Annotated in this window: 24 protein-coding genes, 2 pseudogenes and 1 riboswitch; of the genes and pseudogenes, 18 read left to right on the top strand and 8 right to left on the bottom strand. The window is 69.8% G+C overall.

The genetic code is table 11. The features are described from left to right. Positions 1-839: 839 nt before the first annotated feature. Positions 840-1,796, bottom strand: a complete 957-nt coding sequence (locus OHA64_RS07740) for an IS481 family transposase (RefSeq protein ID WP_405609881.1) — start codon at positions 1,794-1,796, stop codon at positions 840-842. On the opposite strand from OHA64_RS07740, the gene OHA64_RS07745 reads away from it, so the two are divergent. After that, positions 1,795-2,907 carry a helix-turn-helix domain-containing protein gene (locus tag OHA64_RS07745; protein ID WP_405623894.1) on the top strand — a complete coding sequence of 371 codons (1,113 nt, stop codon included), beginning with the start codon at positions 1,795-1,797 and terminating at the stop codon, positions 2,905-2,907. The two genes, OHA64_RS07740 and OHA64_RS07745, sit on opposite strands and share 2 nt — an antisense overlap. A 243-nt stretch (positions 2,908-3,150) precedes the next feature. Here the strand turns inward: OHA64_RS07745 and OHA64_RS07750 are convergent, their stop codons facing one another. Beyond that, positions 3,151-3,501, bottom strand: coding sequence for a hypothetical protein (locus tag OHA64_RS07750; protein ID WP_351196477.1), 351 nt, complete (start codon positions 3,499-3,501; stop codon positions 3,151-3,153). A 2-nt stretch (positions 3,502-3,503) separates the two neighbouring features. Next, positions 3,504-3,968, bottom strand: a complete 465-nt coding sequence (locus tag OHA64_RS07755; RefSeq protein WP_405609884.1) for a prevent-host-death protein — start codon at positions 3,966-3,968, stop codon at positions 3,504-3,506. A gap of 596 nt (positions 3,969-4,564) precedes the next feature. On the opposite strand from OHA64_RS07755, the pseudogene OHA64_RS07760 reads away from it, so the two are divergent. Together OHA64_RS07760 and OHA64_RS07765 are read left to right on the top strand one after the other, a co-directional pair. Further along, positions 4,565-4,639 (top strand): annotated as a pseudogene (locus tag OHA64_RS07760) (hypothetical protein); the annotation flags it as partial. A 62-nt stretch (positions 4,640-4,701) separates the two neighbouring features. Beyond that, positions 4,702-4,806: pseudogene (locus OHA64_RS07765) on the top strand (helix-turn-helix domain-containing protein); the annotation flags it as partial. 190 nt (positions 4,807-4,996) lie between these two features. Here OHA64_RS07765 and OHA64_RS07770 read toward each other — a convergent pair. Beyond that, the gene (locus OHA64_RS07770; RefSeq protein WP_405609887.1) at positions 4,997-5,272 is read right to left on the bottom strand and encodes a hypothetical protein; all 276 of its coding nucleotides are present in this window, start codon (positions 5,270-5,272) and stop codon (positions 4,997-4,999) included. Positions 5,273-5,743: 471 nt separating this feature from the next. Between OHA64_RS07770 and OHA64_RS07775 the strand changes: the two genes are divergently transcribed. The 3 genes from OHA64_RS07775 to OHA64_RS07785 all read left to right on the top strand — a co-directional run bounded on the left by OHA64_RS07775 (position 5,744) and on the right by OHA64_RS07785 (position 7,727). After that, the gene (locus tag OHA64_RS07775; RefSeq protein ID WP_405609890.1) at positions 5,744-6,379 is read left to right on the top strand and encodes an ATP-dependent Clp protease proteolytic subunit; all 636 of its coding nucleotides are present in this window, start codon (positions 5,744-5,746) and stop codon (positions 6,377-6,379) included. 7 nt (positions 6,380-6,386) lie between these two features. Next, a complete protein-coding gene (locus OHA64_RS07780; protein ID WP_405609893.1) occupies positions 6,387-6,692 on the top strand; it encodes a hypothetical protein in 306 nt (101 codons plus the stop codon). A 415-nt stretch (positions 6,693-7,107) separates the two neighbouring features. Continuing rightward, a riboswitch (cyclic di-AMP (ydaO/yuaA leader) is annotated at positions 7,108-7,251 on the top strand. Between the two features lie 2 nt (positions 7,252-7,253). Then, positions 7,254-7,727, top strand: coding sequence for a C40 family peptidase (locus tag OHA64_RS07785; RefSeq protein WP_405609896.1), 474 nt, complete (start codon positions 7,254-7,256; stop codon positions 7,725-7,727). A 94-nt stretch (positions 7,728-7,821) separates the two neighbouring features. On the opposite strand, the gene OHA64_RS07790 is transcribed toward OHA64_RS07785, so the two are convergent. Then, the gene (locus tag OHA64_RS07790) at positions 7,822-8,280 is read right to left on the bottom strand and encodes an ATP-binding protein (RefSeq protein ID WP_405609899.1); all 459 of its coding nucleotides are present in this window, start codon (positions 8,278-8,280) and stop codon (positions 7,822-7,824) included. A 212-nt stretch (positions 8,281-8,492) separates the two neighbouring features. On the opposite strand from OHA64_RS07790, the gene OHA64_RS07795 reads away from it, so the two are divergent. After that, complete coding sequence (locus OHA64_RS07795) at positions 8,493-9,353, top strand: helix-turn-helix domain-containing protein (RefSeq protein ID WP_405609902.1); 861 nt, start codon at positions 8,493-8,495, stop codon at positions 9,351-9,353. A gap of 9 nt (positions 9,354-9,362) precedes the next feature. After that, complete coding sequence (locus OHA64_RS07800) at positions 9,363-9,590, top strand: DUF397 domain-containing protein (protein WP_405609905.1); 228 nt, start codon at positions 9,363-9,365, stop codon at positions 9,588-9,590. A gap of 48 nt (positions 9,591-9,638) precedes the next feature. Here OHA64_RS07800 and OHA64_RS07805 read toward each other — a convergent pair whose 3' ends face one another. Next, a complete protein-coding gene (locus OHA64_RS07805) occupies positions 9,639-10,766 on the bottom strand; it encodes an 8-amino-7-oxononanoate synthase (protein ID WP_405609908.1) in 1,128 nt (375 codons plus the stop codon). Between the two features lie 154 nt (positions 10,767-10,920). Here OHA64_RS07805 and bioB point away from each other — a divergent pair, with 154 nt between their 5' ends. The 4 genes from bioB (at position 10,921) to OHA64_RS07825 (ending at position 15,340) form a co-directional block, all read left to right on the top strand. Next, the gene (gene bioB, locus OHA64_RS07810) at positions 10,921-12,144 is read left to right on the top strand and encodes a biotin synthase BioB (RefSeq protein WP_405609911.1); all 1,224 of its coding nucleotides are present in this window, start codon (positions 10,921-10,923) and stop codon (positions 12,142-12,144) included. Further along, entirely contained in the window at positions 12,137-13,441 is a 1,305-nt protein-coding gene (locus OHA64_RS07815; RefSeq protein WP_405609914.1) for an adenosylmethionine--8-amino-7-oxononanoate transaminase, read from the top strand. Before bioB ends, OHA64_RS07815 begins: the two co-directional genes overlap by 8 nt. Positions 13,442-13,604: 163 nt before the next feature. Beyond that, entirely contained in the window at positions 13,605-14,321 is a 717-nt protein-coding gene (gene bioD / locus OHA64_RS07820) for a dethiobiotin synthase (protein ID WP_405609917.1), read from the top strand. A 311-nt stretch (positions 14,322-14,632) separates the two neighbouring features. Then, a complete protein-coding gene (locus OHA64_RS07825) occupies positions 14,633-15,340 on the top strand; it encodes a class I SAM-dependent methyltransferase (RefSeq protein ID WP_405609920.1) in 708 nt (235 codons plus the stop codon). Here OHA64_RS07825 and OHA64_RS07830 read toward each other — a convergent pair whose 3' ends face one another. Continuing rightward, positions 15,341-15,715 carry a fic family toxin-antitoxin system, toxin component gene (locus OHA64_RS07830; RefSeq protein WP_405609927.1) on the bottom strand — a complete coding sequence of 125 codons (375 nt, stop codon included), beginning with the start codon at positions 15,713-15,715 and terminating at the stop codon, positions 15,341-15,343. Beyond that, positions 15,712-15,936, bottom strand: a complete 225-nt coding sequence (locus tag OHA64_RS07835; protein ID WP_356770380.1) for an antitoxin — start codon at positions 15,934-15,936, stop codon at positions 15,712-15,714. The genes OHA64_RS07830 and OHA64_RS07835 overlap by 4 nt, the downstream gene beginning before the upstream one ends. A 275-nt stretch (positions 15,937-16,211) precedes the next feature. Between OHA64_RS07835 and OHA64_RS07840 the strand changes: the two genes are divergently transcribed. From OHA64_RS07840 to OHA64_RS07865, 6 genes are all read left to right on the top strand, one after another. Further along, entirely contained in the window at positions 16,212-17,045 is an 834-nt protein-coding gene (locus OHA64_RS07840) for an ABC transporter ATP-binding protein (RefSeq protein ID WP_405609931.1), read from the top strand. A 4-nt stretch (positions 17,046-17,049) separates the two neighbouring features. Next, the gene (locus OHA64_RS07845) at positions 17,050-19,617 is read left to right on the top strand and encodes an FtsX-like permease family protein (protein ID WP_405609934.1); all 2,568 of its coding nucleotides are present in this window, start codon (positions 17,050-17,052) and stop codon (positions 19,615-19,617) included. Between the two features lie 135 nt (positions 19,618-19,752). Beyond that, positions 19,753-20,178, top strand: coding sequence for a GNAT family N-acetyltransferase (locus OHA64_RS07850; RefSeq protein WP_405609937.1), 426 nt, complete (start codon positions 19,753-19,755; stop codon positions 20,176-20,178). A gap of 164 nt (positions 20,179-20,342) precedes the next feature. Beyond that, entirely contained in the window at positions 20,343-21,677 is a 1,335-nt protein-coding gene (locus OHA64_RS07855; RefSeq protein WP_405609940.1) for a hemolysin family protein, read from the top strand. After that, positions 21,674-22,696: a hemolysin family protein gene (locus OHA64_RS07860; RefSeq protein WP_405609943.1), complete on the top strand. Its 1,023-nt coding sequence runs from the start codon at positions 21,674-21,676 to the stop codon at positions 22,694-22,696. The genes OHA64_RS07855 and OHA64_RS07860 overlap by 4 nt, the downstream gene beginning before the upstream one ends. A gap of 88 nt (positions 22,697-22,784) precedes the next feature. Continuing rightward, complete coding sequence (locus OHA64_RS07865; protein WP_405609946.1) at positions 22,785-23,567, top strand: SGNH/GDSL hydrolase family protein; 783 nt, start codon at positions 22,785-22,787, stop codon at positions 23,565-23,567. Positions 23,568-23,582 lie beyond the last annotated feature (15 nt).

Below are 23,582 nucleotides of genomic sequence, written 5' to 3' on the forward strand. Positions count from 1 at the left end.
CCTCGCGGTGATGAGGTCGCCTGCACGTGATGCTTTGAGTGACGTCCGAACGGTGTGCTGTGGCCAAGGCGAGTGAACGCTCGTGGTGCGGGATGCCACTCCAGTGCTGGGCGATCCATACGAGCCATTGCGCGCTGACGGTTTGATCGGCTGCGTAGTGGGCTGCGAATCCTGCGTTCTGAGCTGGCTGCGTGCTCATCCGGCTGTACAGGTGCTGCAGTACCTCGCCGAGCCTGGCGGCTCTGGTGGGCGGGTCACTGAGCAGGACATGGAGGCTTGAGAAGAGATCCGCGCTGAGGGGCACGTGATGTTGTGCGAGGCGTGGGGTGAATGCGTCGACGAGTGCAGTACCCGCTTCTCTGCCCGCGTCGGTGGTCATGACCGCGGCAAGGTGTCGGCGGGCGAATGCGGCTTGTGCATTGTCGGTGGTGAGGTTCGCCGTCAGGGCCGTCCGGCAGGCGCAAGCGGCGTCCTGGGCTGCTGGGTCGTTGGTTGTGACCCGCATGAAGGTCAGGAGAGCTTCCGCGAGCCTGTTTCCGGCCAGGCAGGCCCTCCCGCGCACTTCAGCCTCGCCACCTCCAGTTGGGCCATGGCGGCACCCAGCGCGCGCCGCAAGGCCCCAACAGCGGCCCCAGCCGAGTCGGAGCGCTGGCCAGGTTTCGGTACTACACGAGACCACCTGACACGACGTCTGCTGGGGCAGTCACTCCTTAATCGGCAACACCAGCCTCCTGCTCATCGGTGTTTTCCCCGCGACGGAAGCCGTTTCAGTGATCCGCCCTCGCAACGTCATCCGGCGAGATGTCTTCAAATGTCAGTGTGCGACTGAAGATTACCGGTTACGCCTGGGTCGCGGTCCTCTGCTTGAGGCGTTCGTAGGGGGTCTGGCCGCCGAGGCCGCCGTGGGGGCGATGGTAGTTGTAGTAGTCCTCCCACTCGCGCAGCTTGTCGTTGAAGACCTCGGCATCGTCGATGATGACGCCGTCGAGGAGCCGGTAGAACTCCTCGGCGTCGATGCGGTGGGAACGTTCAACCTTCCCGTTCAGCCGCGGTGTTCGCGGCTTGATGTAGGTGTGAGCGATGCCCTTGTCGAGCACGTGCCAGTGGAAGGCGGACTGGAACTCGGCCCCGTTGTCGGTCTGGATGACCTCGACCTGGAACGGCAGGCGCTGGATGACGTAGTCCAGGAACTGGATGGCGGTGGCCTGGTTCAGCGTGGGGTAGATCCGCAGCACCCGCAGGCGAGTGCAGTCGTCGATCGCGGTGAATTGGAAGTACTTGTTACGGCCGCCGCGCCGCCCCTGTGGCATCGAGGCGAGCGGCTCGATGAACTTCACGTCGATCTGCACACGGTGGCCGGGCAGCTGCTTCTCGTACCGCTTCCATCTGCGGTCGTGGCGCTTGTAGCGCTGGGAGGTTGGCAGGCGGCCCATGTCCAGGCGGTTGAGGATGCGCCAGACGCCGGACTTGCTGATGGTGACGTCGTGGTACCGCTTGAGGTACATCGCGATCTTCTCCGGGCCGAAGTGGTAGTTCTGCCGCAGGTAGATGATCTTCCCGACGACCTCGACGTGCATCGCATTGGGGCTGTGCTTGGGGGCCTTGGAACGGGTGCGCAGGCCCTCAACACCCTCGGCCTGGTAGCGGCGGTACCAGGTGTAGTACGCCTGCCGGCTGATCCCGAAGTAGCGGCAGGACATCGCGACGTTCCCGCTGATTTCTTCGACGTGGCGTATGACCGCCAGGCGCCGCTTGGCCTCACGGTCAAGCGGCGGGGTGGGGTTGGACTTCGACATGTGGATCTCCGTAGTGATCGGAGACCCAGGTGTCAACGATGATCGTCAGTTTTATAAGTACCGCTACCGGGCTGTCCGCGAAGTGCTCGGCGGGTCTCCGATCGGTGAGGTCGCGGCCCGGTACGCCACCTCGCGCCAGATCCTGCACAGCTGGCGGCGGCGGTTCGAGCAGGAGGGCATGCCCTCTCTGCTGGATCGCTCCCGCCGGCCGCGGAACAGTCCCACGCGCCTGTCCGCCGAGGTTGAGACCGAGATCTGCGAGCGGCGCCGCCGGCATCCCCGGTGGGGTGCCCGCCGGATCTCCCACGAACTGGCTGCTCGTGGGCTGGAGTCGGCGCCTTCGCGGGCCACGGTCCACCGGGTGCTGTCCCGCAACGGCCTGGTCCGCCCCCAGGAACAGCAACATCCGCGCAAATACAGCCCGTGGCAGCGCGAAGCGCCCATGCACCTGTGGCAGATGGACCTGGTCGGAAGGAGGCAGCTGTTGGGTTCATCAGCTGCAGCAGGCGACACAGCCGAGAACAGCAGCGATATACCACGGTCAGTTCGACGCCCGGCACGCACGACCGTGAGCGTAGAGCACGCCGACAATCAGAGCGCCTCGCGAACACGATGGCCGCGCCACCCGGCCCCTCCGGTCGCACTCGAGGACCTCCGGAAAGCGGGAGCCGCCAAGGCAGAGGGCGCGCCTCCTCTGTCACAGGCACAAGTCGACCGGATCGTCGCCATCCTGCGCCGGGAAGGCTCTCAGGCCAGTGCACATCGTGGACGCGGAGCGCCACACCGGACGACTGGGGGCCGTGGGAGCGGTACCCGGCGGCACGGGGTGCGGTCACGCTCCTCTCGCGTTCGCGCTCACCCAGTGCCGCAGCGCGAGCCTGCTGGTCTGGTCCTCCCTGACGCGACCGAGACGGACTACTGGACCGGGATGGCACCGGCGATGCTGGTGATCGCCCTCGACTTCGGGACCGGCGTCATCGCGCGGACCAGGCCGCAGTCTATGGAGTGGACCACGACAACCGGAGATCGCCTCGGCGCTGTTCACCTCCGCCCAGCACTTCGGCGTCACCCCCGGGCTCGCGACCCCGTCGAGCAGGCGTTCGCAGTGTGACGAGAAAGCCCTCTCTCTATCGAGCATGCACGATTTCTTGGACTAGCGGCGCGAGCCCTTCAAGCTGACGAAGTCGCTTCACGCAGAGACTTCCCCTCCGCGGAGTGATCGGGGAGATCGAGTCGCCCTCACAAGGCCGCGCCGCCCTCAAGTGAAGTCAAAGTCCCCGGTCGCGGCAGCCACACGGCGATCATCCCAATGGGATGATCGCTCACCGACGATGTGCGACGCTGCGAAGCGCGCCTACTTCGTCTCGTTCGGGTGGCTCGTGTGCACCTGCTCCAGGAAGACCGTGCGCTCGTGGACGTAGAACCAGATGCGCGCGGTGCCCTTCGCAGTCGGTTTGTGCTGCCACCGCTCATGGGTCGCGCCGCCACGCTCGATGACGCCGAGTTCACCCTTGAGTCGATAATTCGTCGGCGTCGTGGACAGTGGCGTCCGCGTGAGGAAGTCCCAGGTCTCCGTCATGGGGTTGCGGATCGTTGCGACGAGGTTGCGCCATCCCTTCTGCGCGTCGGCTGTGGCGAAGCGGATCTCGTACTCGATCTTCTTCGGAGGGCGAGGAACCAGCTCGCCCTTCCTGGCGGCCGCCACGGCTACGGACGCTCCACGGTCTCATCGTCGTCGAGCCACTCCAGACCGGCGCTGCCGCTGCTGAGCCCGGCCGCGACGGCGGTGGCCGTCTCCTTCCAGGAGGTCAGCTCTGCGATCGCGAGGTGCGGCTGGTCGGTGGCGAACGACGCGCGCGCCGCATCGACGAGGTCCTGCGCGCAGGACTCCCGGTCGGCCGACGACAGCGCGAGCATCCAAGGGAAGGCCTTGGACATCCGCTCGGCGAGCGAGCCGCGGTCGTCGAGGGTGACGGTGATGAGCTGCGCGGCAAAGTTCAGCAAGCGGGCACGACCTTCGGCCTCGCGCTGCGACATCAGGACCAGAGCCTCGCCGTCGCGCCGGGTCACCGTCACGGGGTGGTCCTCGGCTTCGGCGAAGACCTCGGCGGAGTGCTTGCTCAGGTCCGAGGAGCGCCGAGTCGCCACGGGGAGGTCTGCTGAGATGGTCATGGATCCATAGTATTCGGAACGTATTCGGAAGTCCAGTGGAGGCCGCGGAGTGCGTGCGCCGGACTCGGCCTCCGGATGCGGCCCGAGGTCAGATCTCAGATCTCCTTGATGCTTGAGTCAGTCCCGAACTCGCAGCCGGTCGATCGTCGAGATGGGGAGCGCACTTACAGAGCTGCTTACCTGCCATGCACAAGCAGGTCGCGGGTCTCGTCCGTGGGCAGCGCTTCGACCGGCAGCGCGACTCGACCAGCGAGGTCATTGCGGATCTCGTCCAGGAACCAGGTAGCGCCGGTTGTGACCGCGAGATCACAACGCTGGGACCCGGCCGAGGTCGTCCGGATTCTCCTGGAAACGGAGATCAAGGGCCGGGACGAGGCGACGCGGCGCAAATCACCGCCGTCTTGCCCAGCTGCCTTCGGGGCAAGACCTTCGACTCCTGGAAAGAGGCCGAATCCTCGATCCCGGTTCCCACCCGCACGCGCTCATGACGCTGGCATGGGCCAGCCGGGCGGAGAACTTGGCGGTCGCCGGGCCCAGCGGCACGGGAAAGAGCCACCTGGGCGGAGGCACTGGCGAACCAGTCGATCGACCAGGGCATGAAGGTCGCCTGCTTCACCCTGGAATCGCTCACCGCCCATCTCGGGCGGGCCACCGTCGACAACACGGTCTCCAAGGCCGCCGCCAAGCTCACCAGGTGCGACCTCATCGTCGTCGACGACATCGACTTGCTGGGACCGTTGCACGATGGCGGGCCAGATTTCTGCAACGCCGGCTCGACGGGCTGGCTGACGAGCCACGTCCCGAAGCGCCCTGCACCATCACCGATGCCCAGGTGGAAGACACGGCGAACGCGTTCGTCACGGTCAGGCAGGCCAGTCGCAGCAGCACGACCAGCCATCATGCCGGGTGATCGCCAGCCGCGCGAGAGTACCGATCCGAGCATCCGCGCTCAAGGCCCCACGCATTCCGCATACCGCCTCCCACCTGGGTGGATGAGGTTTTCGGCACGGGCACCGGTGGCAGCACCGTCACCGGCAGCCCCTCCCGCCACGCGGCACCGTCGAGCCCGGCACCGGCACCGGTGAGCACACTGTTTCCTGCTCCACCTCGGTCACGGCAATCGTCCCGGCGGCGGACACAGCCAGGGCCTCGACCAGTTCCTCCCGCGCGATCACCCGCCGGTCCAGCTCGGTCTCCGCGGCCTCCAACACTTCAGCCAACCGCGCGGCTTCCTCCCGCAGACCGTCCACCCGCAAACGGGCAGCCGCCTCCCGCTCCTCCAGCATTCCCAACACCGACGTCACCGCACCCCTCGGTCATGAAGCGGACACAAGACGCCGCATGCCTCCCTCACCCGTGCGAAACCATGCCTGACCAGCAGAAATCAAGGGATCACGTTCGGATGAGGTACGGCTTCTCGGCATTCCAATCGGCCTTCTGGAGGCATTCCTTGAGGATCCAGTCGGCCAGCTGACGTACGGCAGTGAAGAGCCGAGCCTCCCGCACCCGTTGACGGACGCTCATACCGCGGCGAGCCGCGACAATCTCGCAGGTCAGGGCCGGCCAGCGACATCGGGGGAACAACCGGGGAGGTCCCGGAGGTGAGGGCGACGCCCCCCCCGGCAAACAGTGACAGGAATGTGAGACACGATCCCCCACAAGGAGCAAAAGAGCGCCTCTGACCTGGGCATTTAACTTGATCACTAGAACGCGTCCCCATCATAACGTCACGTACATCCTGTACATTTTTTACAGACGCCGAAGGAGGGGTACCCATGACCCGACCGTCCGCCCGCCACGTCCTGCCCGAGTTCACCGAACGCACCAGCTCCGGGTCCCGGACGATGGATCCGTACTCGAAGCTCCTGGAGGGGCGGATCGTCTTCCTGGGCACACCGATCGACGACATCTCGGCGAACGACGTGATGGCCCAGTTGATGTACCTCGAACACCAGGACCCCGACCGGGACATCTCGCTGTACATCAACTCCCCCGGCGGCTCGTTCACCGCGATGTCGGCGATCTACGACACGCTGCAGTACGTCACGTGCGACGTGGAGACCTTCTGCCTGGGCCAGGCCGGCTCGTCGGCCGCGGTGCTGCTCGCCGCGGGCACGCCGGGCAAGCGCTCCGCGCTGCCCGGCGCACGGATGGTGATCCACCAGCCCGCGTTCACCGAGCCGATCGAGGGGCAGGCCAGCGATCTGGCCATTCAGGCCGAGGAGTTGACCCGGGTACGGAGCCGACTGGAGGAGCTGCTCGTACGGCACACCGGGCGGACGCCGGAACAGGTGCACGCGGACATCGAGCGGGACAAGATCCTCACCGCCGAGGAAGCCGTGGAGTACGGCCTGGTGGACCGCCTCGTCCCGAGCCGCAAGGCCTCACGTCCCGCACCCGGCGCGAGGTGACCCCCCGATGCTGCCCGATCTGCCACCGCTGCCCGCCCTCACCAGCGCCGAGGGCGAATTGATCGACCGTTACCTCGACGTGGTCGACCTGCTCGGCCGGATCAACCCGGCGCAGCACGGGGACACGTACCGAGGACTGCGTGCCGCGCAGGCGCTGGTCGGCAAGGCGGCCGCGCTGCGGGACGCGCTGGAGCTGATGCACCGTCGGGGCGAGACCGAGCTGCACGCCGACACGCTGGCGCGTGCGCTGCGCGTGCTGGACGGGGAGCGCCGCACGGCCCGCGTCACGGTGCCGCCGACCTCCGGCAGTTGACGCACTGCCAGCCGGTCCGGACACGCCGCCCCGCCCCCGAGCGTCCGGACCGGAGCCGAAACGGACCAAACGGGGTACCGCTGTTCGGAGTAGACGCGGCTCCTTTTATCGGCCCTTCCAGCTTGCGCAACGCGCGTAGTCAGGGGACGAATCAGGACGTTCCGATGCTGGTCCGGGCACCTGCGAGCCCTTCAACAGCCCTTCGAACACGAGGGTGTCCACCCGAACGGGTGAGTGGTGAGTAACAACACAAACCCTCGGTTCCATTGGGTTTTTGGGACATCCGTGAGTCAAGATCCGTGACTGACGACAAGACCCCGCCACAACGGCGGGGCGATCCGGGCGGGCGCCGAGTCCTGCCGCCGCCCGGATGACCGGTCGACAGGAGTGGATCGGCAGGAGTGGAGGACCCAAGCACGACGGGTCGCCGGAACGGTCGTCTCCGCATGGGAGACGCCGGGTCGAGCAGCCCTTGGGGTGAAGCCGCGTCAGCGGCCGGGCAACTTTGTCAGCCCGAATCCGACAGGTCATCCTTCACAGGCGGCTGACGAAGGGTTGCGCATGACTGCGCTCAATCGTGTCCCGTCGCTCATGGTCCGGGCCGGTACGGCCTCGGCCTTCGCCATCGCCGCCGTCGGCGGCTCGATCGTGGTCCCGGGTGTCGCCTCCGACGCCGCGGCCGCCACGCCGGCGACGAAGGCACTCCAGGTCGCGGCGTCCAAGAAGGGCTCCGCGTACAAGTACGGGGCCACCGGACCGAAGAGGTTCGACTGCTCCGGACTGACGCTGTACTCGTTCAAGAAAGCGGGCAAGAAGCTGCCCCGCACGGCAGCCCAGCAGTACAACAAGACGCGCCACATCTCCTCCAAGAGCCGCAAGGCGGGAGACCTGGTGTTCTTCCACTCGGGCTCGAACGTGTACCACGTCGGCATCTACGCCGGGAAGGGCAAACTCTGGCACTCCCCGAAGACCGGGGACGTCGTCCGACTGCAGAAGATCTGGACGAAGAGCGTCTGGTACGGCCGGGTCAAGTGACCCTCCCGCGCGGGGCGACGGCGAGCTGACACGCCGTCGCCCCCGTGGGGCCTTTCGGGGTGCCCGTTCACCCATGGCCGCGCCCACCGCACGGCTACGGCTCCTGCTGTCCCGCCGCCGGTACCGGCTCGGCCGGGACGGACCACGGCAGTTCGATGAAGACCGTCTTGCCGCCCTCCCGGGTGGGCCTGACTCTCAGTTTGCCGCCGCACTCGGCGGCCAGCCACCGGATGATCACCATCCCCCGGCCGTTGTCCTGCTGGACGGCGGCCGGCAGTCGTTGGGGGAATCGCGGGTGGCTGTCGGTGACACCGATGCGCAGGTGTTCGTCACGGTCGAGCGCGATGTCCACGGTGAAGGTGGGTGACTGCCCGAACGTGTGCTGCACGGCGTTCGTCGTGAGTTCGGAGACGATCAGCCGGATGCTGTCGGCGATGTCCGAGTCCGCCGCCAGTCCCCACTCCACCAGGGTGGTGAGCACATAGGCGCGGGCCGCGGAGACCGAGGCGGGAACGCTCGGCAGAGTGACGGATGCTTCCAGATGGTCTGCCATGGCGACGTCGTCCCTTTCCCAGGGGCCCGCAGTCCGACACGGAGCGGATGGTTCGAGTACGGTCCCGGACTGGTGCTTCGTCGCCAGACTGCCATTACCGCGGCGGTCACGGGAGGCGATCCACCAAGGAATGCATATATCTGTCGCTCGAAGCGGTGAACTCTATGACGACAGAGCGTATTTGGGTGCCTCGGTTGGAGTAAGGAGTAGCCATGCAGCACGGTCCCGCGGTGCGCCGCCGGAAACTGGGCGCGGAACTGCGTTCCCTGCGCACCGGTACGGGGCTCACGAGTGGTGAGGCGGCTCGGTTGGTGGGCTGGCACCAGTCGAAGGTGAGCCGCATCGAGACCGGCGCCAGTGGGGTGAAACCGGCCGATGTGCGATTACTGCTGGATGCCTACGGAGTGCGTGACTCTCAACTACGGGAGTTGCTGCTGGTGTTGGCGGGGTCCGACGAGAGCACCGGCCGGCATCACTGGTGGCACGCGTACCGCGGGGTGCTGCCGCCCACCTACCGGGACTTCATCAGCCTGGAGTCGCAGGCGAGCGAGATGCGCACGCTGGAGACCTCCGTGGTGCCCGGCCTGTTGCAGACGGCGGAGTACGCCCGGGCGGTGACCAGGGCGGCGGCCGACGGCCTGGACGACGAGCGGGTGGACGCACTGGTCGAGGTGCGGCTGGCCAGGCAGGACGTGCTGCGATCGCAACCGCCGTTGACACTGGGCGCCGTACTGGACGAGGCGGTGCTGCGGCGCGAGGTCGGCGGCCCCAAGGTGATGGAGCGACAGCTGGAGCGCCTGGTCGAGGCCGCACGGCTGCCCCAAGTGCGGTTGCAGGTACTGCCGTTCGCAGCCGGGGCACACATAGGTGTCACCGGGCCTTTCGTTATCTTCTCATTTTCGAGCACGTCTGATCTGGATGTGGTTGTTCTCGACCACTTGACGAGTAGCCTCTACCTCGAACGGAAAGAAGACCTTCAGGCCTACACCGAGGCCTTCAACTCCCTTCAGTTTCACGCCCTTTCGCCCAAGGACTCGTTGGATTACATCGCCGCGATAGGTGACGGCGCGTAAGGAGGCACCATGACCGCACTGCCTCGGCACGTACCTTCCACTACCGATCTGCCCGACGCGCGGTGGCTGCGCAGCAGCTACAGCACCGGAGCCAACAACTGCGTCGAGACGACCCGGCCGAATTCCGGCCGCTGGGCCGGTCTGCTCGCCGTACGCGACTCCAAGGACCCGGCCGGACCCGCGCTGCTCTTCTCCCCCGAGAGCTGGGCGGGCTTCACGACCGCGTTCCGGTCCTGATCAGCCCCCAGCCCATCAGGGTGCGGCGTACGGCCGTGTCACGCCGACTCATGGTCGTGTCTCGCCGATCACCCGTACAGCGCGTTCGATCTGCCCCGCGGAGAGATCCGCGCGGGCGGTCAGTCTCAGCCGTGAGATGCCGTCGGGAACGGAAGGAGGTCGGAAGCAGCCCACGGCCAGCCCGGCGGTACGGCAGTCGGCCGCCCAGCCGACCGCCGTCTCCGGGGACGGCGCGCGCACGGAGACCACCGCGGCGTCAGGGCGTACCGCCCGCAACCCCGCGGCGGTCAGACGTGCGTGGAGTTCGCCCGCGACCTCGCGTGCCCGCGCCGCCCGGTGCGGCTCCCGGCGCAGCAGCCGCAGCGCCGCCATGGCCGCGCCGGTCGCCGCGGGGGCGAGGCCGGTGTCGAAGATGAACGTCCGGGCCGCGTTGACCAGGTGGTCGATCACTCGGGCGGGGCCGAGCACGGCGCCGCCCTGGCTGCCGAGCGACTTGGACAGCGTGACCGTTACGACGACGTCGTCCGCCCCCGCGAGACCCGCCGCCTGCGGGGCGCCGCGGCCGCCGTCGCCCAGGACGCCGAGTCCGTGGGCGTCGTCGACCACCAGCCCGGCGCCGCGCTCCCGGCATGCCGCGGCCAGGGCGGCCAGCGGGGCCGCGTCGCCGTCCACCGAGAAGACCGTGTCGGACACCACGACGGCGGGGCCCTCGTGCGTCCGCAGGGCCTTGCCCACGGCGTCCGGGTCGGCGTGCCCGACGACCTGGGTGGTGCCCCGGGCCAGTCGGCAGCCGTCGATCAGCGAGGCGTGGTTGCCCGCGTCGGAGACGATCAGCGAGCCGTGCGGGGCGAGCGCGGTGACCGCGGCCAGGTTCGCGGCGTAGCCCGACGAGAAGACGAGGGCCGCCTCGAAGCCGCAGAAGTCGGCCAGCTCGCGTTCCAGCTCGGCGTGGAGCGCGGTGGTCCCGGTGACCAGTCGCGAGCCGGTCGCGCCGCCGCCCCAGGTCCGGGCGGCCTCGGCCGCGCCCTCGGTGACCTCGGGATGGCGGGCCAGGCCCAGGTAGTCGTTGCTCGCGAGGTCCAGGAGCGGCGAGTCGGCGGGGCGGGGACGCAGCGTCCGTACGAGCCCGGCGCGGCGGCGTCGTTCCGCCTCCTCGTCGATCCAGCCGAACGCCATCGGTCCTCCAGGGCTTTTGGCTTTTGTAGGCAGTGCACAGACACTAGCGGGACAACCAGGCACCCAGTGTGTGGCGATACCCACACGTCGAAGCGCCTCTGTTGTGCGAACTCTCCTTGGCCCCGGACGGCTCCTTAGGACAGGATCGGCTTTCATGGACCTGCTGAACACGCTGGTGGAAAAGGGGCTGCGGCGCGAGGTGCCGAGCCGCGAGGAGGCGCTCGCCGTCCTCGCCACTTCCGACGACGACCTGCTCGATGTGGTGGCCGCGGCCGGCAAGGTACGCCGGCACTGGTTCGGCCGACGGGTGAAACTCAACTACCTCGTCAACCTCAAGTCGGGCCTGTGCCCGGAGGACTGTTCCTACTGCTCGCAACGGCTCGGCTCCACCGCCGGCATCCTCAAGTACACCTGGCTCAAGCCCGATCAGGCGTCCGAGGCGGCGGCCGCCGGGTTGGCGGGAGGCGCCAAACGGGTGTGCCTGGTGGCGTCCGGCCGCGGTCCCACCGACCGGGACGTGGACCGGGTCGCGGGCACCATCAAAACCATCAAGGAACAGAACGAGGGCGTCGAGGTGTGCGCCTGTCTCGGACTGCTCTCCGACGGCCAGGCGGAGCGGCTGCGCGAGGCGGGCGCGGACGCCTACAACCACAACCTGAACACGTCCGAGGCGACGTACGGGGACATCACGACCACCCACACGTACGCCGACCGGGTCGACACGGTCACCAAGGCGCACGCGGCCGGCCTGTCGGCCTGCTCGGGTCTGATCGCCGGTATGGGCGAGTCGGACGCGGACCTGGTGGACGTGGTGTTCTCGCTGCGCGAGCTGGACCCGGACTCGGTTCCGGTCAACTTCCTGATCCCGGTCGAGGGCACCCCGCTGGCGAAGGAGTGGAACCTCACCCCGCAGCGCTGCCTCAGGATCCTGGCCATGGTCCGGTTCGTCTGCCCGGACGTCGAGGTCCGTATCGCCGGCGGCCGCGAGGTACATCTGCGCACCATGCAGCCGCTCGCCCTCAACCTGGCCAACTCGATCTTCCTCGGCGACTACCTCACCACCGAGGGTCAGGCGGGCAAGGCCGACCTGGAGATGATCGCGGACGCCGGGTTCGAGGTGGAGGGCACCGACCAGGTCACTCTCCCCGAGCACCGGGTGGCGGCCGGTGGCGGCTGCGGGTCGCACGACAGCGGGAGCGCCGGGTGCGGGTCGCACGAGGAGGCCGGCTGCGGGTCCCAGGAGGGCACCGGGTGCGGGTCGCACGCGGACGGCGGGGTGTGCGGTTCCGCTGCCGCGGCCACGGCGGTCGAGCCCCGGACGGATCTGGTCGCCGTACGCCGTCGGGGTGCCGGAACGGACCTCGCGCCCAATGCCTGACCTGCCGGTGCCCGAGCTGACCGTGCCCGAGCTGCTGGAGCTGGACCGGCGCCACGTCTGGCATCCGTACGGCCCCATGCCCGGCCGGCAGGACCCGCTCGTCGTGGAGTCGGCGAGCGGGGTGCGGCTGAAGGTCCGGACGGCCGGGGGTGCGGATGCCGAGGTGGTCGACGGGATGTCGTCCTGGTGGTCGGCGATCCACGGCTACAACCACCCGGTTCTGAACGAGGCCGCGCGTGAACAGCTCGGTCGGATGAGCCATGTGATGTTCGGCGGTCTCACGCACGAGCCCGCCGTACGGCTGGCGAAGCTCCTTGTCGACATGTCGCCCGAAGGTCTGGAGCATGTCTTCCTCGCCGACTCGGGTTCGGTGTCGGTCGAGGTCGCGGTCAAGATGTGCCTGCAGTACTGGCGCTCGCTCGGCCGCCCGGCGAAACAACGGCTGCTGACCTGGCGCGGTGGCTACCACGGCGACACCTGGCAGCCGATGTCGGTGTGCGACCCCGAGGGCGGGATGCACGAGCTGTGGAGCGGGGTGCTGCCCCGGCAGGTCTTCGTGGACGCGCCGCCCGCCGGATACGAGGAGTCGTACGCCGAGCTTCTGCGCTCCGCGATCGCGCGTCACGCCGACGAGCTGGCCGCGGTGATCGTCGAGCCGGTGGTGCAGGGCGCCGGGGGGATGCGGTTCCACTCCCCCGCGTATCTGCGGGTGCTGCGCGAGGCGTGCGACGCGCACGACGTGCTGCTGGTGTTCGACGAGATCGCGACCGGGTTCGGGCGCACGGGCGCGCTGTTCGCGGCGGAGCACGCGGCGGTGACTCCGGATGTGATGTGCGTGGGCAAGGCGCTGACCGGCGGCTATCTCACGATGGCGGCGACGCTCTGCACCGCGCGCGTGGCCGACGGCATCTCACGCGGCGAGGTCCCGGTGCTCGCCCACGGCCCCACCTTCATGGGCAACCCGCTGGCGGCCTCCGTCGCCTGCGCATCCATCGAACTCCTGCTGGGCCAGGACTGGCTGTCGGAGGTCAAGCGGATCGAGGCGGGACTGTGGGAGGGGCTGGCCGCGGCCTCGGAGCTGCCGGGAGTGAAGGACGTTCGGGTCCTCGGCGCGATCGGTGTCGTCCAGCTCGACCACGCCGTCGACATGACGGCGGCCACGGCGGCCGCCGTGCGCGAGGGCGTGTGGCTGCGGCCGTTCCGCGACCTCGTCTACACGATGCCGCCGTACGTCACCGGCGACGCGGACGTGGCGCGGATCGCGCGGGCGGTGTGCGCGGCGGCGCGAGTGGGGTGAGCGGGGGTGAGCGGCACGGGTGCCTGGCGTGGTGCGTGTGGAATGAGCGAGTTGGGCCGCACCAGTGGAATGGGCGCGCTGAGCGGCACGAGTGGGATGGGCGCGTTGAGCGGCACGAGTGGGATGGGCGCGTTGAGCGGCACGGGCGAGTGGGAGTGATGAGATGCCGGTCCTGGTGATCACGGGCACGGGTACGGAGATCGGCAAGACGGTCACGACCGCCGCCGTCGCCGCGGCCGGCCTCGCGGCCGGACGGTCGGTGGCCGTGTTGAAGGCCGCGCAGACAGGCGTACAACCCGACGAACCGGGGGACGCCGAGGAGGTGACCCGGCTCGCGGGTGCCGTGACGGCGGCCGAAATCGCCAGGTATCCCGACCCATTGGCGCCCGCGACGGCCGCGCGCCGGGCCGGGCGGGCTCCGGTGCGCCCGCAGGACATCGCCGAGGCCGCCGCCAAACTGGCCACCGAGCACGATCTGGTGCTGGTCGAGGGGGCGGGCGGACTGCTCGTCCGGTTCGACGCGGAGGGCGGGACGCTGGCCGACGCGGCCGAACTCCTGGCCGCGCCGGTGCTGGTGGTGGTGTCGGCCGGCCTGGGCACGCTGAACACCACGGAACTGACGGCACGTGAACTCCGCGGGCGCGGCCTCGATCTGGCCGGAGTCGTGATGGGTAGCTGGCCCGACGTGCCGGATCTGGCGTCGCGCTGCAACCTCGTGGACCTGCCGGAGGTGTGCGGGGCACCCCTCCTCGGGGCCCTGCCCGCCGGGGCCGCGACGCTCGCCCCCGCCGACTTCCGCACGGCGGCGCCGAGTTGGCTGGCGCCACGGCTGGACGGCACATGGGACTCGGAGGCGTTCCGCAGGCGCGAAGCTCCCTAGGGTCTGTGCCACTTCCACGAGGAGCCGGACCGGCCGATCCGGGAGCTGATGCCGACCGGGAGAAGGCACCTCGCAGGGTGGTCGATCGTGCGGGGACTCGGTGGGAGGCGGAGGCAGATCTCACGATCGGTCGGGGCTCCGGCTCCAGGCGCGGGCGACTGCCGATTCCGTCGTCCGCGCACCCCTGGTGGGTGGCAGTCTCGGCGGCCGTCCGGGCGACCAGCGGCTGCTCCGGGTGGCACAACCGCGGGGGGTGCGAGGCGCCCGTTAGGGGGAGAATCGTGGTGAGGTCCGCCTGCAGGGAGGTTGCCATGCCGCTACCGCTCCGGCCCACCGGCTCCGGCAAGGTGTCCCGGGACGCCGTCCACCACCCGCTGTTCGCCCGGTACTACGCCCGGGCCAGTGTGAGCGCCGAGACGAGAATGGGCATGGGCCGGATCCGCGAACGGATGCTGGCCGGCCTGTCGGGGCGGGTGATCGAGATCGGCGCGGGCAACGGCCTGAACTTCGCGCACTATCCGCGCGCGGTCTCGGAGGTCGTGGCGATCGAACCGGAGCGCCTGCTGCGGCAGTTGGCGGTGGAGTCCGCCCTGCGGTCCGAGGTGCCCGTCGACGTGGTGCCGGGTGCCGCGGAGGCACTGCCGGTCAAGAGCGAGGCCTTCGACGCGGCGGTGATCTCACTGGTGCTGTGCAGTGTGCGGGATCTGCCGCGCGCCCTCGGGGAGGTGCGCCGGGTGCTGCGGCCCGGTGGCGAGGTGCGGTTCTTCGAGCACGGCCGGGGCGGTGGCCCGACGATGAGGTTCACCCAGCGCGCGCTCGACCGCACGGTGTGGCCGGTGCTGAGCGGCGGCTGTCATCTGACCCGCGACCCGGTCGCGGCGCTGCGCGACGCCGGTTTCGAACTCGGCCCCTACCGGCGGATGGCAATGCCGGAGAACGGACCGAAGCTGCCCATGTCGTACTGCGTGCTGGGCACCGCGTGGCGTCCGGCGACCGAGGCGTCCGCCGACGGGCGGTGATCACAGGGTCCACCGCCGCAGTTCGTGCGCGATGTCGTGGACCGAGGCCTCGCCGCCCTTGACCAGCCGGGCCAGGTCGCGGACCTGCTCGGGCGAGGTCGTGACCTTGAGTCCGCCGGCCACCAGGTAGGCGTACGCGACCGCGACCGCGAAGAGGGCGTTCGAGCGTTCCAACGCGGGGACGTGGATGAGGAGTTGGAGCAGCGCGGCGGCACGCGCGTGCGGGCTGTCGTAGACCGGGACCTCGAATATCTCGGCCTCGTGGCGCGCCACGGCGGCGACGAGAGCGCCCCAGTCGGTGACCTGGGGGTCTCCCGGCGTCTTCTGCTCGGCGAGCATCAGCAGCCAGGCGAGGTCGATGCTCAGATCACTCAACGGCCCTCGCGCTCCGAGCCGAACTCCTCGGCGAAGACGGACTCGTACTGCTTCATGAAGTCGGCGGCGGCTTCCACGAAGGTGTGGCCCACCTCCCCGGTGTCCTGTTTGACCAGTTCCTCGATGTAGCGGTTGACGCTCAGGCCACGGGCCAGGGCACGCTCGCGGGCCGCGCGGGCCGTGCCCTCGTCCACGCGCACGTTCAGCTGGGTCTTCGCCATACCGAGAAGCTAGCGCCAAATCGCTAGCATCGGCAAGTGCTCCTCCCGGAGATGGAGGATGCCCCTTACATCGACATCAGAGGCCCGACCTGGGGTGGAGAACACTCGGGACCCACGGGGGATGTCAAGTGTGGGCCGGATCACATTAGGCTCAGCCGGACGGAAACGTCGTACGTCCCGAAAGCGACGGGAAAGTCCTACCTCCCGAAGCGCCCCAGAAGCACTCGACAAGCACCCACAAGCAAAGTCACACGTCCAGAAGCGAGGAGGCAGTCTTGTCCACCCCTGCTGCTCAGCATGTGCCGGGCCGGGCGTCGGCCGACGGGGTCGCCGCCCGTGCCCGCGGCCTGACCAAGGCGTACGGCTCGGGCGAGACCACGGTGCTGGCCCTGGACTCGGTGGACGTGGACATCGCGCGTGGCCGGTTCACCGCGGTCATGGGGCCGTCGGGCTCCGGGAAGTCCACGCTGATGCACTGCCTGGCGGGGCTCGACACCGTGTCGGCCGGACAGGTGTGGCTCGGCGACACCGAGATCACGGGACTGAGGGACCGCGAGCTGACCCGGCTGCGCCGGGACCGGATCGGGTTCATGTTCCAGTCCTTCAACCTGATCCCGACACTGAACGCGGCCGAGAACATCACCCTGCCCATGGACATCGCGGGCAAGAAACCCGACGAGAAGTGGCTCGACCAGGTCATCGACACGCTCGGGCTGCGAGACCGGCTGCGGCATCGCCCGTCCCAGCTCTCCGGCGGCCAGCAGCAGCGGGTCGCGTGCGCGCGGGCGCTGGCCTCCCGGCCCGAGCTGATCTTCGCGGACGAGCCGACCGGCAACCTCGACTCGCGGGCGGGGCTGGAGGTCCTCGGGTTCCTGCGCGAGGCGGTGGACCAGCTCGGCCAGACGGTGGTGATGGTGACCCACGACCCGGGTGCCGCCGCCCACTCCGACCTGGTGCTCTTCCTGGCGGACGGGCGGATCGTCGACGAGACGGAGCACCCGACGGCGGACGCGGTCCTCGAACGCATGAAGCGCTTCGACGTGACCCGTGCCCCGTTCGACGGGGGTAACGAGGCCGAGGGCCGGGACCCCCTCCACAAGGAGGGCTGACCTCGTGCTGAAGGCGACGCTCCGCAGCTTCCTCGCCCACAAGGGGCGCCTGCTGCTCTCGGCACTGGCCGTCGTCCTGTCCGTGGCCTTCGTCGCGGGCAGCCTGATCTTCTCCGACACGCTCAGCCGGACCTTCGACCGGCTCTTCGCCTCGACCGCGCCCGACGTCACCGTCAGCCCGAAGACGAACCTCGACGAGGCGGTGCCGTCCGGCATGACGGCCACCCTGCCGGCGGCGCTCGCGCAGCGGGTGGCCGCGGTCGACGGGGTCGCCGCCGCGCGCGCGGACGCCGAGGTGCAGAACATCACCGTCGTGGACGGCGAGAACGAGTCCGTCGGTCCGACCACCGGCGCCCCCACCATCGGCACCGACTGGAGCCCCGACCAGCGCAGCCCCGTCGAGCTCACCTCCGGCCACGCGCCGCGCGGGCCGGCCGAGGCCCTGCTCGACTCGGAGTCCGCCGACCGCAAGGGCGTGCGGATCGGGGACACGCTGACCGTGATCGCGGGGCCGGGCTCGTTCAAGGTCAAGGTCGTCGGGATCGCCACCTTCACCACCACCAACCCCGGTGCCGCGCTAGTCTTCCTCGACACCCCGACCGCGCAGTCGAAGCTGCTCGGTGACGCGAAGGGCGCCACGAGCATCTCGGTCGACGCCGACGAGGGCGTGAGCGACGCACAGCTGAAGCAGCGGGTGGCCGCCGCGCTCGGCGCGAACCGCTACGAGTTCCGGACCGCCGACGAGCAGGCCGAGTCGGACGTCCAGCAGTTGGGCGGCTTCCTCGACGTCATCAAGTACGTCATGCTCGGCTTCGCCGGAATCGCCGTGCTGGTCGGTGTGTTCCTGATCGTCAACACCTTCTCGATGCTGATCGCGCAGCGCACCCGCGAACTGGGCCTGCTGCGCGCGCTCGGCGCCGACCGGCGCCAGGTCCGCCGCTCGGTCCTCACCGAGGCGCTGCTGCTCGGGCTGGTCGGCTCCACGCTGGGTCTGGCCGCGGGCATCGGGCTCGCGGCCGGGCTGATCGCACTCATGAACACGCTCGGCATGAACATCAAGTCGAGCGAGATGGTGATCGGCTGGGGCACACCGGTCGCCGCGTACGTCGTCGGTGTCGGCGTCACCTTCGTCGCCGCGTATCTGCCGGCCCGGCGGGCGGCGGGCGTCTCGCCGATGGCGGCTCTCGCGGACGCCGAGATCGCGGGCGTCGGCAGGCCGCTCAGGACCCGCGCGATCGTGGGCGGTGTGGTCGGGGCGGCCGGCGCGGCCGCGCTCGTGGGCTGCGTCGTCGCGTCGAAGACCGCTTCGGCGGCCTCCCTGCTGGGCCTCGGCGTCGTCCTGACCCTGCTGGCCACCGTCATCGCGGGCCCGCTGCTGGTACGCCCGGTGATCCGGGTGCTCGGCGGCGCCTTCCCCGCACTGTTCGGGTCCGTCGGCCGGATGAGCCAGCGCAACGCGCTGCGCAACCCCCGCCGCACCGGCGCCACCGCGGCCGCCCTGATGGTCGGTCTCGCCCTGGTCGGCGGGATGTCGGTGGCGAGCGCGTCCATGACCAAGTCCTTCGACCAGCAGATCGACAAGACGCTGGGCGCCGACTACGTGATCCAGAACGGCAACTTCCTGCCCTTCCCGCAGGAGCTCACCGACGCGGTGCGCAAGACCCCGGGCGCCGGGCTCGTCGTACGGTCGCGGTTCACCCCGGTCGCGGTGCGGCTGCCGGACGGCGACCGGGTGGAGACGACCGCCGCCGCCTACGACCCCCAGCTCGACAAGGTCGCCCGCATCACCTACGCGCGGGGCGACACCGCCGAGGCCCTCGCGACCGGCCGCATCGCCATGGACGTGGACTTCGCACGCGATCACGGCGTACGGGTGGGCAGCGCGATCCCCGTCGAGTTCCAGGGCGGACGCTCCACCGAACTGACCGTGGGCGCCCTCACCGACCAGGAGTCCGCCGAAGGGTTCGGCACCCAGGGCGGCCTGTACTTCGGCCTGGCCACCCTGGAGCGGTTCGCGCCGGGCGGACAGGACTCCGCGCTGTACGTGAACGCCGCCTCAGGAACGAGCGACGACGAGTTGCGCACGAACCTGGAGCGCACGCTCGACCCCTATCCGCAGGTACAGGTGCGCGACCTGGCCGACTACAAGAAACTGATCCACGATCAGATCTCGGTCCTGCTGTACCTCGTGTACGCGCTGCTCGGGCTGGCGATCGTCATCGCGGTGCTCGGGGTGGTCAACACCCTCGCCCTGTCCGTCGTGGAGCGCACCCGGGAGATCGGGCTGCTGCGGGCGATCGGGCTGGCCCGGCGTCAGCTGCGCCGGATGATCCGGCTGGAGTCGGTGGTGATCGCGGTGTTCGGCGCGGTACTGGGGCTCGCGTTGGGACTGGTGTGGGGCGTGTGCATCCAGCAGGTGCTGGCGTTGCAGGGCATGAACGCGCTGGCGGTTCCCTGGACCACGATCGTGGCGGTGGTGGTCGGCTCGGCGGTGGTGGGGGTGGTGGCGGCGCTGCTGCCCGCGTTGCGCGCCTCGCGCATGAACGTGCTGGCGGCGATCGCTCACGAATGACGGAGTCCGGATCGGTCCTCAAGCCGCGTGCGGATGAGGGTGGTTCATGTGCCGTCCGGCCCGCTTCGGTGTCGGGGACCGGTCCGGATGCTGGAATTGCGTGTCCAGGCGTGGCGGGCGTGATGGGATCGCCGTATGACTGACCTGCGGATACGGGCCGCGACGCCCGACGACCTCGATGCCGTACTCGCCTTCTGGAAGGTGGCCGCCGAGGGCACCAGCATCAGCGACGACCTCAGCGGGGTGGAACGGCTGGTCGCCCGCGACCCCGAGGCGCTCGTCCTGGCCGAACTCGACGGCGAGCTCGTCGGCACGGTGATCGCCGGATTCGATGGCTGGCGCTGTCATCTGTACCGGCTGGCGGTACACCCGGACCGGCGCCGTCGGGGCATCGGCGGCGCCCTGCTGGCCGCCGCCGAGGAGCGCTTCGTACAACTGGGCGGACGTCGCGGTGACGCGATGGTGCTCACCCGCAACGAGACCGCGCAGCACGCCTGGCGGGCCGCCGGTTACGGGCCCGAGGAGCAGTGGCGACGCTGGGTGAAGCCGTTCACCGACTGACGCGCGGTCCGCCGATCACCCTTTTGTCCATCCTTTACCGTTGGAGGGCACTCGGTCCTCCATGAAAGGTGTGAGCGTCCGCCCATGGGCGAGCCTCCCAGAACGCGACATCGCGCGATCGCGATCCTCTCCGCCCTGTCCGATCCTGGGACGGAGGTGAACCGATGACCGAAGTGCTCCTCCTGCTGGTGGCGATCTTGCTGTCGCTCGCCTGTGGTGCCTTCGTCGCCGCCGAGTTCTCTCTGACCACCGTCGAACGCAGCGAGCTGGAACGCGCGGTGGAGCGGGGCGAGCGGGGTGCCGCCGGTGCCTTGAAGGCCGTACGGAACCTGACCTTCCAGCTCTCCGGCGCGCAGCTCGGCATCACGGTCACCAACCTGGTGGTCGGCATGCTCTCCGAACCGTCGATCGCCGCGCTGATCGCGGGCCCGCTGGAGTCGCTGGGTGCCTCCCGGTCCACGGCGAACTCGCTCGCCCTGGTGCTGGGTACCGCCCTGTCGACGGTGTTCCTGATGGTGGTCGGCGAGCTGGTGCCCAAGAACTGGGCGATCTCCTCGCCGCTGGCCGTGGCCAGGCGGGTGGGCAACGGGCAGCGCTGGTTCAGCGCCGCCTTCCGCCCCTTCATCACCCACCTGAACAACACCGCCAACCGCGCGGTGCGTCTGTTCGGTCTGGAGCCCGCCGAGGAACTGGCCTCGGCGCGCGGCCCGCAGGAGCTGGCCGCGCTGGCCCGGCACTCGGCCCGGGAGGGCGCCCTGGAGGCGGACACCGCCGAGCTGTTCGTGCGAACCCTGAACCTGGCCGACCTGACCGCGGAGAACGTGATGACACCACGCGTCCAGGTCATCGCCCTCGACGTCCAGGCGACCTGCGAGGACGTGGCGAACGTGACCCGGGCGACGGGCCTGTCCCGGTTCCCGGTCTACCGCGGCAGCCTGGACTCGGTCGTGGGCATCGCCCACATCAAGGACGTCCTGGCGGTAACGGCACAGCGCCGCCCGCTGGTCCCGGTCTCCGAGATCACGCGCGAGCCGCTGCTGGTTCCGGAGTCCCTCACCGTCGACCGACTGCTGGACCGGCTGTCCGGCAAGCGGACCATGGCCGTCGTCATAGACGAATACGGCGGCACGGCGGGCGTGGCCACGCTGGAGGACATCGTCGAGGAGGTCGTCGGCGAGGTGCGGGACGAGCACGACCCGCACGAGACGCCCGATCTGGCCCCGGCAGGCGACGACGACGAGGGGCGCACCCTCTACTCCGCCGACGGCTCCGCCCGCATCGACCAGCTCGCGCGCGTCGGCCTGCGGGCGCCCGAGGGGCCGTACGAGACACTCGCCGGCCTGGTCGCGACGGAGCTCGGCCGGATTCCCGCGGTCGGTGACCGGGTCGAGGCCGCGGGCTGGCGGCTGGACGTGGTGGACGCGTCGGGGCGCAGGGCCGCGCGGCTGTTGCTGCACGCGCCGCTGACCAAGGACAGGACGGAGGTGGAGGGCAGGTGACCGCCGTCCAGTTGTTGATCGGTCTGGCGACCCTCGTCGTCAACGCCTTCTTCGTCGGCGCCGAGTTCGCGCTGATCTCCGTGCGCCGCAGCCAGATCGAGCAGTCCATCGAGACGGGGTCGGAGGGCGACCGGCGCGCGAAGAGCGTGCTGTGGGGTCTGGAGCACGTGTCGGCGCTGATGGCGGCCGCGCAGCTCGGCATCACGCTGTGCACCCTGGTGCTCGGTGTGGTCGCGGAGCCCGCGATCGCGCATCTGCTGGAGCCGGTGTTCCATGCTCTGGGTGTGCCCGAGGGCGCCGGACACGCGGTCTCCTTCGTCATCGCGCTGACGGTGGCGACCTATCTGCACATGCTGCTCGGCGAGATGGTGCCGAAGAACATCGCCCTCGCCGAGCCGGTGCGCAGCGCGCTGCTGCTCGGGCCGCCGCTGGTCGCCCTGGCCCGTGCGCTGCGCCCGGTGATCTTCGCCATCAACGCCTTCGCGAACGCCCTGCTGAAACTGCTGCGGGTCGAGACCAGGAACGAGGTCGCGGCCACCTTCTCGGACGCCGAGCTGGCCCGGATCGTGCGGGACTCCGGCGAGGCGGGCCTGATCGACGACCGGGCGCAGGAACGGCTGCGCGACGCACTGGAGCTGGGACGCCGGCCGGTGCGGGACGTGGTGCTTCCGCTGGACCGCGTGGCCTACGTGTACCTGGGTGTCACACCCGAGCGGCTGGAGGCGCTGTCGGCCGAGACCGGTTACTCCCGTTTCCCCGTGGTGGACGAGGGGCGTCGCATCATCGGCTACCTCCATGTCAAGGACGCGCTGGACAAGGCCCCGCGGGACCTGCCGTTCCAGCACCGGGACATGCGGGCCATCGCCCGGGTGCGGGAGGGCACACCGCTGGACGACGTCCTGACGGCGATGCGGGGCAGCCGTACCCATCTCGCGGCCGTGATGGGCGCGGACGGGCGGCTGACCGGACTGGTGACCATGGAGGACGTGCTGCGGGAGCTGTTCGGTCAGCGGGCGTGAACGGAGGTACCCCCGCACGGTCCACCCGGGACGGGCACCCGGGCCGACCGACCGGCGGGTATGGGACCGGGTTACCATCTCTGTCGCCATGCAGAAGAACCCCACACACACCAGCCTGGTCGCGGTCGGCGACTCCTTCACCGAGGGCATGTCGGACCTGCTGCCGGACGGCACCTACCGGGGCTGGGCCGACCTGCTCGCCGGGCGGATGGCGGCCCACTCCCCCGGCTTCAGGTACGCGAACCTCGCGGTGCGCGGCAAGCTGATCGGGCAGATCGTCGCCGAGCAGGTCGACGTGGCGGCGGCCATGCGGCCCGACGTGATCACCCTGGTGGGCGGGCTCAACGACACGCTGCGGCCGAAGTGCGACATGGGCCGGGTACGCGCCCTGCTGACGGAGGCCGTGGAACGGCTCGCCCCGGCCTGCGAGCAGCTGGTGCTGATGCGCAGCCCGGGCCGCCAGGGCCCGGTCCTCGAGCGCTTCCGGCCGCGCATGGAGGAGCTGTTCGTCTGCGTCGAGGAGCTCGCCGACAAGCACGGCGCGCTGGTCGTCGACCTGTACGGGGCGCCGTCCCTCGGCGACCCGCGGCTGTGGGACGTGGACCGGCTGCATCTGACGGCCGAGGGCCACCGCAGGGTCGCGGAGGCGGTGTGGCAGGCGCTCGGGTACGAGCCCGACGACACCGAGTGGCGCACCCCGCTGCCTCTCACACCGCCGCCGGGGTGGGCCATGCGCCGGGTCGCGGACGTCCGCTTCGCCCGGCAGCACCTGCTGCCGTGGATCGCCCGCCGGCTGACGGGCCGCTCATCGGGCGACGGACTGACACCGAAGCGACCCGACCTGCTGCCGTACGAGCGCCCCGAGGACTGATCGGCCGGAGCTGCC

The organism is Streptomyces sp. NBC_00076, assembly GCF_045041235.1.
Lineage (GTDB): Bacteria > Actinomycetota > Actinomycetes > Streptomycetales > Streptomycetaceae > Streptomyces.

What these genes read in the sequence shown, in the direction of transcription:
- OHA64_RS07795 (WP_405609902.1), top strand. Translation starts at nt 8,493, where the DNA reads ATGCAGCACGGTCCCGCGGTGCGCCGCCGGAAACTGGGCGCGGAACTG.
- OHA64_RS07740 (WP_405609881.1), bottom strand. Translation starts at nt 1,796, where the DNA reads ATGTCGAAGTCCAACCCCACCCCGCCGCTTGACCGTGAGGCCAAGCGG.
- OHA64_RS07835 (WP_356770380.1), bottom strand. Translation starts at nt 15,936, where the DNA reads ATGGCGAAGACCCAGCTGAACGTGCGCGTGGACGAGGGCACGGCCCGC.
- OHA64_RS07855 (WP_405609940.1), top strand. Translation starts at nt 20,343, where the DNA reads ATGACCGAAGTGCTCCTCCTGCTGGTGGCGATCTTGCTGTCGCTCGCC.
- OHA64_RS07785 (WP_405609896.1), top strand. Translation starts at nt 7,254, where the DNA reads ATGACTGCGCTCAATCGTGTCCCGTCGCTCATGGTCCGGGCCGGTACG.
- OHA64_RS07805 (WP_405609908.1), bottom strand. Translation starts at nt 10,766, where the DNA reads ATGGCGTTCGGCTGGATCGACGAGGAGGCGGAACGACGCCGCCGCGCC.
- OHA64_RS07815 (WP_405609914.1), top strand. Translation starts at nt 12,137, where the DNA reads ATGCCTGACCTGCCGGTGCCCGAGCTGACCGTGCCCGAGCTGCTGGAG.
- OHA64_RS07825 (WP_405609920.1), top strand. Translation starts at nt 14,633, where the DNA reads ATGCCGCTACCGCTCCGGCCCACCGGCTCCGGCAAGGTGTCCCGGGAC.
- OHA64_RS07790 (WP_405609899.1), bottom strand. Translation starts at nt 8,280, where the DNA reads ATGGCAGACCATCTGGAAGCATCCGTCACTCTGCCGAGCGTTCCCGCC.
- OHA64_RS07775 (WP_405609890.1), top strand. Translation starts at nt 5,744, where the DNA reads ATGACCCGACCGTCCGCCCGCCACGTCCTGCCCGAGTTCACCGAACGC.
- OHA64_RS07745 (WP_405623894.1), top strand. Translation starts at nt 1,795, where the DNA reads ATGTGGATCTCCGTAGTGATCGGAGACCCAGGTGTCAACGATGATCGT.
- OHA64_RS07850 (WP_405609937.1), top strand. Translation starts at nt 19,753, where the DNA reads ATGACTGACCTGCGGATACGGGCCGCGACGCCCGACGACCTCGATGCC.
- OHA64_RS07780 (WP_405609893.1), top strand. Translation starts at nt 6,387, where the DNA reads ATGCTGCCCGATCTGCCACCGCTGCCCGCCCTCACCAGCGCCGAGGGC.
- bioB (WP_405609911.1), top strand. Translation starts at nt 10,921, where the DNA reads ATGGACCTGCTGAACACGCTGGTGGAAAAGGGGCTGCGGCGCGAGGTG.
- bioD (WP_405609917.1), top strand. Translation starts at nt 13,605, where the DNA reads ATGCCGGTCCTGGTGATCACGGGCACGGGTACGGAGATCGGCAAGACG.
- OHA64_RS07800 (WP_405609905.1), top strand. Translation starts at nt 9,363, where the DNA reads ATGACCGCACTGCCTCGGCACGTACCTTCCACTACCGATCTGCCCGAC.
- OHA64_RS07755 (WP_405609884.1), bottom strand. Translation starts at nt 3,968, where the DNA reads ATGACCATCTCAGCAGACCTCCCCGTGGCGACTCGGCGCTCCTCGGAC.
- OHA64_RS07865 (WP_405609946.1), top strand. Translation starts at nt 22,785, where the DNA reads ATGCAGAAGAACCCCACACACACCAGCCTGGTCGCGGTCGGCGACTCC.